The 11,741-nt window shown below is 67.8% G+C and carries 9 protein-coding genes; 3 read left to right on the forward strand and 6 right to left on the reverse strand.

What is annotated here, in order from left to right; genetic code table 11:
* Positions 1 to 119 precede the first annotated feature (119 nt).
* Positions 120 to 311 carry a helix-turn-helix domain-containing protein gene (locus Cba03nite_RS40700; RefSeq protein WP_373315805.1) on the reverse strand — a complete coding sequence of 64 codons (192 nt, stop codon included), beginning with the start codon at positions 309 to 311 and terminating at the stop codon, positions 120 to 122.
* Positions 312 to 624: 313 nt separating this feature from the next.
* Here Cba03nite_RS40700 and Cba03nite_RS36665 point away from each other — a divergent pair, with 313 nt between their 5' ends.
* The gene (locus tag Cba03nite_RS36665) at positions 625 to 1,848 is read left to right on the forward strand and encodes an IS110 family RNA-guided transposase (RefSeq protein ID WP_203756705.1); all 1,224 of its coding nucleotides are present in this window, start codon (positions 625 to 627) and stop codon (positions 1,846 to 1,848) included.
* A 273-nt stretch (positions 1,849 to 2,121) separates the two neighbouring features.
* Here the strand turns inward: Cba03nite_RS36665 and Cba03nite_RS36670 are convergent, their stop codons facing one another.
* Positions 2,122 to 2,850, reverse strand: coding sequence for a creatininase family protein (locus Cba03nite_RS36670; RefSeq protein WP_203756706.1), 729 nt, complete (start codon positions 2,848 to 2,850; stop codon positions 2,122 to 2,124).
* Positions 2,847 to 4,163 carry a helix-turn-helix domain-containing protein gene (locus tag Cba03nite_RS36675; RefSeq protein WP_203756707.1) on the reverse strand — a complete coding sequence of 439 codons (1,317 nt, stop codon included), beginning with the start codon at positions 4,161 to 4,163 and terminating at the stop codon, positions 2,847 to 2,849. The genes Cba03nite_RS36670 and Cba03nite_RS36675 overlap by 4 nt, the downstream gene beginning before the upstream one ends.
* 478 nt (positions 4,164 to 4,641) lie before the next feature.
* On the opposite strand from Cba03nite_RS36675, the gene Cba03nite_RS36680 reads away from it, so the two are divergent.
* Together Cba03nite_RS36680 and Cba03nite_RS36685 are read left to right on the forward strand one after the other, a co-directional pair.
* On the forward strand, positions 4,642 to 7,356 hold the full coding sequence (locus Cba03nite_RS36680; RefSeq protein WP_203756709.1) for a UvrD-helicase domain-containing protein: 2,715 nt from the start codon (positions 4,642 to 4,644) through the stop codon (positions 7,354 to 7,356).
* A 213-nt stretch (positions 7,357 to 7,569) separates the two neighbouring features.
* Complete coding sequence (locus Cba03nite_RS36685) at positions 7,570 to 7,863, forward strand: STAS domain-containing protein (protein ID WP_203756712.1); 294 nt, start codon at positions 7,570 to 7,572, stop codon at positions 7,861 to 7,863.
* Between the two features lie 57 nt (positions 7,864 to 7,920).
* On the opposite strand, the gene Cba03nite_RS36690 is transcribed toward Cba03nite_RS36685, so the two are convergent.
* From Cba03nite_RS36690 to fxlM, 3 genes are all read right to left on the reverse strand, one after another.
* On the reverse strand, positions 7,921 to 8,385 hold the full coding sequence (locus Cba03nite_RS36690; protein WP_203756715.1) for a PPC domain-containing DNA-binding protein: 465 nt from the start codon (positions 8,383 to 8,385) through the stop codon (positions 7,921 to 7,923).
* A gap of 56 nt (positions 8,386 to 8,441) precedes the next feature.
* Complete coding sequence (locus tag Cba03nite_RS36695) at positions 8,442 to 9,470, reverse strand: hypothetical protein (RefSeq protein WP_203756718.1); 1,029 nt, start codon at positions 9,468 to 9,470, stop codon at positions 8,442 to 8,444.
* 227 nt (positions 9,471 to 9,697) lie between these two features.
* Complete coding sequence (gene fxlM / locus Cba03nite_RS36700; RefSeq protein ID WP_203756721.1) at positions 9,698 to 11,734, reverse strand: methyltransferase, FxLD system; 2,037 nt, start codon at positions 11,732 to 11,734, stop codon at positions 9,698 to 9,700.
* Positions 11,735 to 11,741 lie beyond the last annotated feature (7 nt).

Below are 11,741 nucleotides of genomic sequence, written 5' to 3' on the forward strand. Positions count from 1 at the left end.
CTGGCACGGCCTAGGCTCGGACAGGATGGCTGAGGTTTGTCGCGCCTCGGATGCCGGCTCGTGCCGCCGTAGCGCGCGGCCGCGGCAGACGGCATCCTGCTGCCGCGTGGCAACGGCTGCTACTCCGTGCCTGGCGAACCTAGTTCCCGGTACATGCCTGTGGGGTACAGCTGGGTGTTAAGCGCGACCTCGAGCCGGGCGATGGTGCCTATGTCGGTTGATCCTTCGCCGTTGAGGATGCGGCCGATGATGGGGTGGCTAATGTCTGCGCGCTTGGCCAGTGCGCGTGCGCTGGTGGGAGTTGCGGTCATGGCTGCGGCCAGTCGTCGGGCGATCTCTTGGGTGTAGTGGGCGCCGGGTGGGGCGTCGGGGTGCAGGGTGGCGTGGGGCCACTGTCCGCTGGTGATGTAGGTGCGGGGTGGTTGGTCGCCGTGGCCGCGCGGCACGTCGCCTCCGGGATGTTCGGGTCGGTGTCACCAGAGGCTTGGCTATTGACGGCGGGGAGTCCAAGTCGACACTCCTGGTAAATTTATTTACCATCGTGCTGGATGGTGCTCGCCGTGTTGCGCCCCATCGCCTGACGTTCCTACGTGTGCTGGCCAAGAGAGGGTCGCCTTAATGCCTATGCGGTTCTGGGCGGGCCTGGACTGGGGCGTGTACCACCACGACCTGGCCGTCACCGACGATGCCGGCAATCCCGTGGTCCAGCTGCGCGTCACGAACGACCTGCATGGCCTGAACGCGGCGCTGAACGCGCTGCGTGAGGTCCGCCGTAACCGCCGCTCCATCCCGATCGCGATCGAGACCGGACGGGGGCTCATGGTGGCGGGGCTGCGCCAGGCAGGTCAGACGGTCGTCGTTCTGAACCCGACGCGGGTCGCCAACTATCGCAACCGGTGGAGCGCCCAACCGAAGAAGTCCGATCGCCAAGACGCCCTGCTTCTGGCCAACATCCTGCGCGTCGACGGCCACGTGCAGCCCGTACAGCCTCAGCCGTCCGTCCACGCCCAGGCGGTCCAGGAGATGGCCCGAGCCCACCGGCGCACCGTGCAGTCCGCAACACTGACCAGCCAACGCCTACGCTCGCTGCTGCACTCCTACTTTCCCGCCGCCGTGACGGCGTGGGCGGGCTATGACGGCGGCATCACCCGCCGTGAAGCCCGAGTCATCCTCTCGGCGGCACCCACCCCCACCCAAGCTGCGCGACTCACGCCGACCAAGCTGCGTGCACTGCTTGTCGGCGGAGGCCGCATTCGGCTCGTTGCCGCCCAAGCCGACCGGCTACATGCACTGTTCACCACCCGCCAGCTGCGCCAACCGGTCGAGCTTGAAGAGACCATGGGCCAGATCGCCCTCACTCTGCTTCATCAGCTCGACACCCACCTTGCCATCGGCGAGCAGCAGCTCGCGCAGCTGCAGGAGCTGTTCGATCGGCACCCGCACGCCGAGGTCTACCGCAGCTTCCCAGGTATGGGCACCGTCCTTGCCGCCAGGATGCTCGGTGAGCTCGGTGACGACCTCAGCCGCTTTCCCGACCCTCGCAGCCTGCGGTCGTTCTGTGCCGCGGTGCCGATCACGTGGGCGAGCGGGACCGCGACGAAGATCAGCCATCGCCGCAAGGTCAATCCGGTCTTGGCCACGATCGGTTACCGGTGGGCGTTTTCTGCGCTCACGCGGTCGCAGGGCGTCCGGGACCTTTATGACCACCGGCGGGGCTGTGGTGACGGCCATGCTGCGGCGCTGCGCCGGGTGTACGCCCGGCTGCTGAACTGCCTGCACCACTGCCTGCGTCACGCGACCGTGTACGACGAGGACGCGGCGTTTCCGGCCACGGCGGACGAGGGTTGATCGGCTGGTCTGGTCGGGGGTCGGCGACGCCCTAACTGCCCCGGGGCCTTGGAGCCCTCACGCGGGAGATGGCGCACCGACCCCCGTCCTGGCCAGCCGCTTCGGCCGGAGCCGCAGCTGGCTGCTGGCTCGTGAAAGCAGCCCAGGATGGCTGGCGAGTGCTCGCGGAGTACGGGTCGTGACACCGCCTGGGCTAGCAGCCGTGCTCGGCCCCGCCACCAATTCCGGTCGGCCCGCCCACGGTCCAGCTTCCGGTCCGGTGCGGCCGCGTCATCACCGCGGTGTGTGACGGTCCTGGTTCAGGACTATCAGGTACTCGCCGAAGGACTCGATGAGGCTGTCGAGCACCGCCTTGCCCTTGCCAGCGTCAGCGAGGGAGGGCCGACCGACGACACCTGACTGGGTGTAGGCCTGCAGTCCGAGGGTGAGCAGGTGCTTTCGTCGGTCGGTGCCGTCGCTGTCGGCCTGCCGGTAGTTCGGCCTGACAGCCTCTGGGGCGACATGTAGCAGGACCGACGTTTCGATCTCGCCGGCGTGCATGTCTTCGTGCCCGCTCGAGGCAAGGCCGGCGTCGTCGCGGGCTTTGTCCCAGTCGTCGCGTCCGGGGAACAGGACGACGTCGGGACCGTCGACCGACAGCTCTTGCACGACGTTTGCCAGCACGTAGTTGCCGCCGTGGCCGTTGACGATCACGACCTTGTGGACTCCGGATCGGCGCAGGGAGTCGATGATGTCGTTGAGCAGCCGGTGGAGGGTGGCGGAGCTGATGCTGACGGTGCCGGGCCAGGCGGCGTGCTCGTGCGAGCAGGCAATCGGGATCGGCGGGAGCACGAACAGGCCGTAGGTGGCGCTGATCGCTTCGGCGATCGCGCACGCGATGATCGTGTCGGTGGACAGCGGCAGATGTGAGCCGTGCTGCTCGAAGCTGCCGACCGGGATGACGGCCACGCGTGCTGCTTGGGTCGCGACCTCGGCTGCGGTGGTCGTGGGGAGGATGTTCATCGCTGCCGGATCGCCCTCTGCTCGTTGGTTGCGGTCCACTGCGCGGCGAGGTCGGCGTGGTCGGCCGCGCCCCGCAGGTCGAGATTCATGATCTGCCCGACGACTCGCAGCGTACGCGTTGAGTGGGTCTGCACGCCGATCTGCAGCGCTCGCCGGGTCTCGGTGACGGCTGCGTCGTGGTCGCCGGTACCTGCGTGCGCGAAGCCGAGGTGTGCTCGGAATAGGCCCTCGTCAAGGCGTTGGGTGTGCGGCCAGGTGCTGAGGACGCTTTCGAGGGCGGCGACCGCTCCGTTGGGTTCGGCCAGGCTCGAGAGGCACATCCCTTCATGTGCGAGCACGTATTCGACGGTGCTGTGGTCGGCCAGTTCGGTGTCGAGGGCGTCGGAGGTGTCGCCGTGGTCGAGCATGCTCAACGCGCGCCGGATGTCGCGGCGGGCGGCTGGGCCGTTGCGCAGTGCGGCATGGGCCTGCGCGGATCGGGTCGCCAGCAGCGCGCCGATCCGGGCTGGCATCCGTGCCAGGTTGACCTGACCGAGCAGGGCGAGCGAGGTCTGGGGGTCGCCGTTTTCAGTGGCCTGTTGGGCTCGCCGCATCAGCAGGTAGGCGGCCATGATCTCGTTGTCTGCGGCGACGGCGAGGTCGTGGGCGTGGGTGAGCCAGGTACTCGCGGTGGCGTGTTTGCCCTGGTTGTCGGCGACCCAACTGCCGAACTCCAGCCACCGTGCGGTCGTCAGCCGAAGTGCCGTCGCGGTGGGGCCTGGAGCAGATCGAGCATGTTCGGCGATGATCCGGACCTCGTGAGCGACGATGTCGATGAGCCCGTGGCCTCCGGCAGCGTTGCCGGAGGCGACGAGCACGCTGAGCAGCCGGTTCCAGTGCTCAACGTATCCAAGATCGACCGGTGGTCGCTGCTCGGGACAGGGACGGTCACCGCGATGAATGACATCGCCGCACGAGATCAGGCATGAGCTGGTCGTCCCGACTTCCTGACTGGTCAGGCCCCATGAGTCAGTGGGAAGGCCGGATGCACTGTCGAGGCTCAGCGCTCCGACGTGGCGATGATATTCGGCGAAGTTGAGCCGGTCGTGGGCTTGGGTGAGGACGCCGCCAGTGCCCAGGACCTCGTCGCATCTGATCCAGAACTCACGAGGCGCAACCTGGCGACCGGTTTCGATGTTGGCGATGGAAGATCGCCCATAGAACGTTCGCGGCGCGAAGGACTCTTGGGTGTAGCCTGCGGCTTGGCGCAGCCGCGCGAGCCGGTTACCTAACGCAAGGCGGGCGTCGGCTGCGTTATCCGATGTGTTGGTCACGACGACCCCCGTGTGAGGTGGCACGCATAGACAGTTTGTCCGAAGTCAATGCCAGACCTGCACGGTCCGCAAGCGGTCAGCACCGACTTCCGACAATCTCCGACAACCGCAGCTACGGCGGCTGCCGCAGCGCCAAAGCAGCGGCGTGCTGTGGCCGCAGGCGTTGGTCACGTCCTCGACGCGGCCGCAGGCCACCTGGTCGCGATGCTCGCAGCATGTGCACGACAACGCCGCGAGGTGTCGATGACGCTGCGCGAGCTGCTCGCGATGGCTGAATGCCTGTACGCGCTGTTGCCGGCGAGTGTTCACTCAAGCCTTTGCGTGCTGCGGGAGTGGCCATTGATGGAGGTGCAAGCGATCATTGATGGCGGCATGACAGGCGGCACCGCGGGTCGGGCGCGCCGTGTTTCCGAGGCGACAACTTCATCCGGATCCGCGGCCCGATGCGCGGATGTCGGCATGGGGGAGGCCCGGCAACATGGAGACGAGCAACACGACCTGGGGACGGACCGGCCGCAGGGGGACGCGCGACTGGCAACTGGAGCTACGCGGCGGGCAGCTGCTGCTGACGTTGCCCGACCGGACGCTCACCCTTCGGCCAGGCGCCGCAGGCGAAGTCCGTGTCATCCGCCGGTGGCTGCGTCACGTCGTCGAGGTTCAGGTCGGCCGGGAGCTGAGGACGTTGACCGGTGTCGGTCGCCGCCCCGCCGAGCGGCTGCAGGCCTTCCTCACCGCATGGCCGCACATCGCGGAGATCTCGGCATGGGCACAGCACGTGCTGGCCACCGCCGACCAGGCGGAGGCTGACGGACGATGGATCAGTACGGAGACGATGCGGCGGCTGGTCGACGGCCGACCGCAGGGCGAGCAGCACCGGGGCCGGCTGGATGCGGTGTGGGATCTGCTCGGTGAAGCTGAGCGTGACGCGTTGCAGTTGTGGCGCCTGGACGTGGTGCGGTGGCTGGCAGAGGCCAACCAGAAGATCCTTCGCTCGGAGTTGCAGGCTCGCAGAGATCTGTTCCGGCGGGTGGAGTCCACGCCGCTGACGTTCGAACAGGCGCGTGCGGTGGTCTGCATGGACAACCGGGTGAACGTGGTCGCGGCAGCCGGGTCGGGTAAGACGTCGGTGATGGTGGCCCGGACCGCGTACGCGATCGCCCGCGGGTTCGTGGCCCCGGAACGGATCTTGCTGCTGGCGTTCAACCAGGACGCGGCCAAGGAGCTCCAGCAGCGGCTGCAGCGCCGGCTTGCCGCCGTCGGACTACGCGCGGAAGGGGTGACCGCGTCGACGTTTCACGCGTTCGGCCTGGGTGTGATCGGTCAGGTCACCGGCCGCAAACCGAGGGTCGCCTCCTGGGTCGACAGCGGCCAGGGCCAGGACAAGATCCTGCAGATCGTCGACCGGTTGCGCGACTCCTCCACAAGGTTCCGCTACGCCTACGACACCTACCGGCTGCTGTACGCCCGGACCAGCGACGACCCGAAGGGCGCCGACGGAGACGCCTGGGACCGCGACAGCAAGACCGCCCGGCACCGGACGTACTCCGGCCACCTGGTCCGCAGCCAGGGCGAGAAGATCATCGCCGACTTCCTGTACCTCAACGGCGTCGGCTTCGAGTACGAGCGGCCGTTCGTCGTCGACACCGCCACCGCCGAGCACGGCCAGTACCATCCCGACTTCTACTACCCGGCGGTCGACGTCTGGCACGAGCACTGGGCGCTGGACGCCGACGGGCGGTCACCAGCGGAGTTCCGCGGCTACGCCGAAGGTATGGCCTGGAAACGGGACCTGCACCAGCGCACGGGGACTCGGCTGATCGAGACGACGTGGGCGTCGATCATGGGCGCGGACGGCCTCGTCGCGTTCGGCGAGCAGCTGACATCGGTAGGCCTGAGCCTGGACTGGAACCCCGACCGGCCCAGCGTCGACCGCGACGCGGTCCCCGCGTCCCACGAAGACATGGCCCGGCTGCTGCGCACCTTCATGGCACACGTCAAGGCCGGCGACCTGACCGAGGAAGCCGTCGAGGCCAAGCTGCGTGCATCACCGGTGCTGGACACCGCCCGGACCAGGCATTTCCTGTCGGTGTACTGGCCGGTCCACCGGGCGTGGCAGCAGGCCCTGGCCGACGAAGGCGGCGTCGATTTCGAAGACATGCTCGTCACCGCCGCTCAGATGCTGGAGAGCGGTGCGGCGCAGATGCCCTATGACATGGTCCTGGTCGACGAGTTCCAGGACACCAGCCAGGCCCGTGCCCGTATCGTCCGGGCACTGGTCAATCAGCCAGACAGATACCTGCTGACGGTTGGCGACGACTGGCAGGCGATCAACCGTTTCGCCGGCGCCGACCTGAGCATCATGCGCGAGCATGAGCGCTGGTTCGGCCGCGGGCCGCGGCTGCACCTGTCGACGACGTTTCGCTGTACGCAGGAGATCTGCGACGTGTCCAGCGCGTTCGTCGGCAAGAACGACCGGCAGATCCCGAAGACTGTCAAAGCGGCGTCCGGGCCCGGCGGCCAACGTGTTCGGCTGCTCTATCCCGCCAATAACACCGCCGGCGACATCCGGGCTGCGGTCGCGGCCGAACTCGAACGCATCAGCACGGCCACCGAACACGATCGCGCCGAGAGTGATCGGCGCACATCAGTGCTGGTCCTCGGCCGCTACCGCACCGATCGCAGCCTCGTGCCCGCAACGCATCCGGCCAACCTCGACGTGGCGTTCAAGACCGTCCACGGTGCCAAGGGGCTCGAAGCCGACTATGTGGTCGTGGCGAACCTGACCCGGGGCCGGCTCGGCTTTCCCTCCCAGGTCGTCGACGATCCCGTGCTCAACCTTGCCATGGCTGCACCTGACCCGTATCCCCACGCCGAGGAACGACGCCTGCTCTACGTGGCGCTGACCCGGGCACGCCACCAGGCTGTGCTGATCTCGGTACACGGCCGGGAGTCGGTGTTCGTGGCAGAGCTGCTTAAAGACGGCAGTATCGACCCGGTCGAGATCGACACTGCCGGTGCCGTCGTGCCGTCGTCGGTTCAGGCATGTGTGCGTTGCGGCCTGGGTGTCATGGTCCAGCGCGTCAGTGCCCATGGTCCGTTTCTGGCCTGTAGTTCGTTCCCCGACTGCAGGGCCACGATCAACATCCCGCAGCAGAGACGCCCGACGGCCAGACCGAGCAGCAGGCGCCGTTGACAGCCTTAAGGCTCTCGAGTCCTACAGAGCCCGAGCCCACCTGATGTGGTTGTCGGCGTCGGCAGAGTGAGTCCGGTCGGTGTGAAGAAGGGGGCAGGTGGCCGATGGGAGGTCGGGCACGCGGCCTCGGCCATCGGTCCGGCGGCCGTAGGAGAGGTGGCGCCGGGTACGGGAGACTGGGATATGGCAGAAGACTCGGGGAACACTGCCGAAGTGACGGTGACCGTCGACGGTCTCGCGAAGATCGATCTGGCGGGGGACCTCGATCTGTTGACCGCAGAATGCGCCGGTATCCGGCTGCGTGCAGCGATCGCAGCTGGTCCTGCGCGTACGTGTCTGGATCTCGGTCAGGTGCAATTCATCGACGCCCACGGCCTGGCCGTCCTACTCGACACCGCGGCATTCGCCAGAGGCAACGGCGTCCATCTGAAGGTCGTCAACATCAACGCCCAGCCTCGAAAGATCATCGACGTGACGGGTACGGGCAACGCGCTCGGCATCACGTAGCGGCCCTGCGGTGGGCTGAGGAGCGACGCTGGATGCGAGCAGGGCTGTTGGGCCGGGTCAGCTGGCGCCGAAGGTGAGCAGGGGTACGTCGTAGAGGTCCGGGTTGCGGGGGCGCCGCATGTCCGGCGACAAGACCTCGACGAACGTCATCTCAGTGAGGAACAGGACTTTGGCCTCGAGTAGGTGGCTGGTGTGGCCGACCGCGCTACGTTCTTTGAGCCCGATCGCGACGTGGATGTGCGGTGAGATCGTGTCGTCGTCGGGGTTGAAGGCGACGGTCCCGGCTCCCAGGACTTCGGCGTTGGTGAGGTAGACCGAGTCCCACAGCGGTGCTTGCGGGTTCTCCATCTTGCTGCAGGTGCCGACGATCGTCGCTTCGGCGAACCCCGCGATGAAGCTGGGGATGATCCCCTGCCTGACGTCGTTGGCCGTACAGAACTCGGCGAGGGCTGCGAAGAAGTCCTCGCCGTGGTCGAACGTCACCCCGAAGGTGCGGCCGAGTGCCATTTGCACGCTGCGCATGATGTACTCCTGTCAGATGGCGATCGTCGTAGTGCCTCGACCATGGTCGCTGGTGCCTACGTGGGGTCGAAGGCGGCCCAGTGCGAGGCAGCTTGCGATGGGACGTCGTCGGCGATGGCACGGGCGGCTTGATGTAGCGCGGCCCGCAGTTGGGTCCGCTGGTCGACGGGTAGTTCGCCGCGTCCGAGCCCGCAGGCCCTGCGGAATTCGTGAAGCGGGTGGTCGGTGTCTGATGGTGCGAGCGGATGACGCAGGAGGTCGACGATGGCGTGTCCGTCCTGGTCGGCCAGGGCCTCGTCGCAGAGCTGCTGGTAGTAGCGATGGGAGTCGGCGTCTAGGGCTGGTAGGGCCAGGTCGATGGCCGTCAGCCCGAGACGTGTGCGGTAGACCGCAAGTCCTTGTCCCGTTGTTGGCTGCTGTCGCGCGATCACGCCGAGGATTGTCCGGCGGAGGTCTTTTCTTCCGAGCGGGTTACACATTGCCTGCAGGACTGCTTGGATCGAGCGTTCCCAGTCTTCGTGGGGTCGTGTCGCGAGTAGGAGCTCGGTGGCCTGGCCGGGGTCGTCGTTCAGTGTCGCGGCCAGGATTGCCACTTGGCGGCCCTCGTGGAGTTGGTCGGTGATCCCTTGTCGCTGGTGGGCGTGTTCGGCGGCCCGCTGCCATTGGCCTGCGGTGACCAGGGCACGGGTGCCATCGGTGAGCAGGACGCGTTGCAGCCAGTCGAGCAGTTCGGGGTGGTGCGCGATGTCTGGGTCCCAGCGGTCGGCTGGGATGTCGACGCCGCCGATGCTGGCTGCGGTTCTGGTGGTGACGGCGTGGTGCAGGTTGGTGAGGAGCCGGTGTGCGCTGCTGCCGTCGCCTGCCCGGGTGAGCAGGCGGGCGAGGTTGACCACGGGTTCGAGTGCGTAGCGGATACCGCGTGCGTCGATCTTCGGTTTTGTTAGGTAGAGGTTGGCGTGCCAGCGGCACCAGTGTGCGGCGAGGTCGGCGTCGCCGCAGTCCGATGCGAGTAGGGCTGCGCCGTTGAACGCAGTGGATGCCTGCTCGGCGTCGTTGCGGTCGTGCGCAGACGTAGCCAGGCCCACCAACCTTGTCGTACGTGTTTCGAGGGGCCGGGCCGGAGGTCGCGTGCGGGGTGTGAGGGGGAACCGGGCGGCCATTGCCGTCAACTGGCGAGTCATAGTGAGTGCTCCGTGCATGAACGGCGCGGGTGGAGGGGCGTTGCTGGCGGTGCGGGGGTGGCGGCGCGGTGGGTATGCCAAGGCCGGGCCGCTCCGCAGGAGTGCGGGAACGGCCTGGCCTTCGTGGTGAACTAAAAGGCGACGCTGATGAGGCAGTTCTGCCTGGTGAAGACGGCTGCGGTGCGGCTCGCGGTGCCATGGTGGACGTCAACGGTGGGGGTGTCCGGCCGCCCAGCGCCGTCCCACTGCTGGAGCATGGCGATCATCGCCGTGGCGACGGTCTGGGCTGCCGGACCGTGGGCGATCACGCCGAGTTCCTCAACGTCCGGGCCGGTGTTGCGGAACGCGATGTAGGCGATGGTGCCGCCGTCGTAGATGGCGGCACCGGCCCACCGGTAGGCGGGTGTGGCCAGCTGGGCGGCTTTGGCGTTCGGTCCGACGCTGAGCCGGCCGAAGGGCTTGTCGGTGTGGGTGAGTAGCCACAGGTCGAGGTGGCCGATGGGGTCGTGGTCGCCGACCTGGATGCCGGTCCAGGACTCCTGACGTGGGTGATCCATGGCGGTGGCGAGGGCGCCGCGGTCGGGGTTGTCGGCGCTGTCGAGGCGGATGGCGAGGTCGCCGTGGAGGACGACGTGGTGGTCGTCGTGCTCGTCGAGGCCGCGCATCGGGACGAACCCGCAGACCAGCGGTTTGGTGGTGCTGGTCAGGTGGTCGGCTGTGGTGCGGTCGAGGGCGAGGCAGCGGGTGAGGCCGCTTTCGTGCAGGCGCAGCGGGACGATGATGCGGCCGTCGGGGGTGAGCTGCTGCCACCAGGCGTCGGCGATGGTCCATGCGCCGGCGGTGACGATGATCCGGTCGTATGGGCCGTGGTCAGGCGCTCCGTGCGCTCCGTCGCCTGCGATGACGGTGACGTCGGTGTAGCCGGCACGGGCAAGGGCGTCCCGGGCGCCGTCGGCGAGTTCGGGGTCGTACTCGATGGTGACCACCCGGCCGGTGTCGCCGACGATTTCGCGGATCAGGGCGGCGTTGATGCCGGTGGCGGCGCCGATCTCCAGGACCCGGTGGCCGGGCAGCAGTCCGGCTTGTTCGAGCATTTCGGCGACCAGGTTCGGGCTGGAGGCCGAGGACAGGGACTGTCCGTCGGCGGCACGGCGGGTGACGACGGGCCGCGGGGCGTAGGCGTCCGCGAGTGGGACGTCTGGCAGGAACTGGTGGCGCGGCACGGTGCGGAACGCGGCCTCCACGGTTGGGGTCTTGAAGGTTCCGCGGGCGGCGATGGTGTCGGCCAGCTGGTTGCGGAGCTGGTCGGCGTTTGTGGTGGCGGTCGGCATCGGTGTCACCTTATCTGGGTCGGGGCGCGGATCGAGGATGCGCGCCAGGGCGTGTGGCGGGTAGTCGAAGACGAGTGCTCGGGCGGTGTCGGCGGCCAGGTGCTGTTCGGCTGCGGGGATGCCGAGGCGGTTCCACGCGAAGAGCAGATGGTGTGTGAGGAGGTCTCGCAGTCCGCGAGTCAGCTGCCCGCCGGCGGCCATCGCCGCGAGCTGCGTGCCGGCGTCGTCGAATGCGGCAGGCCAGGCTGGTTGTGCGTGGAGCGGGCTTCGGTCTGTCTCGTGTCGTGCGGTGATCAGGTGCGCGATGCGCTGCACCGTCCGTGTCGAAGGCCGGGTTGCAGGTGTCTGGCGGTGGGCGGCGATGCGTGCCCAGACGTCGCCCTGCTCGTACCACTCCAGCTCGGCTGCTCGCATCAGTCGCATCGCCAGCCGTAGCCCGAGCTCGAGCCGACGAGGGCTGCCTGCTGTGGCGAGGTAGGTCAGGGTTTGGCTGCTGTCCTGGTGGAACAGGTGGTGGGCGAGGGTCATGCCGTTCGGGCCGCCGAACGCATGTACTTCGGGTTCGTAGATGACCTCGTCGGCGCGTTGGACGGTACCGGTCGTTCGTAGCTGCTCGACCAGGTCGGTTACCGCTACGGGGAGTGGGTCGGTGTCGGCTGAATGCAGGCGCACGCGCCAGCACTGGCGCTTGCGTACGAACCACCAGCTGTTGATCTGCCCCTCCATCTGGGCTGTGTCCAGCACCGGGCCGAGAAGGATGCCGGCTTGTTCAGCGTGCTGCCAGTCGGCGCAGCAGACGTTGAGCTGCCGCCAGGTCGTACCGAATTCGGATGTCATCGCCGCG

It is taken from the genome of Catellatospora bangladeshensis (assembly GCF_016862575.1).
Taxonomy (GTDB): Bacteria; Actinomycetota; Actinomycetes; order Mycobacteriales; family Micromonosporaceae; genus Catellatospora; species Catellatospora bangladeshensis.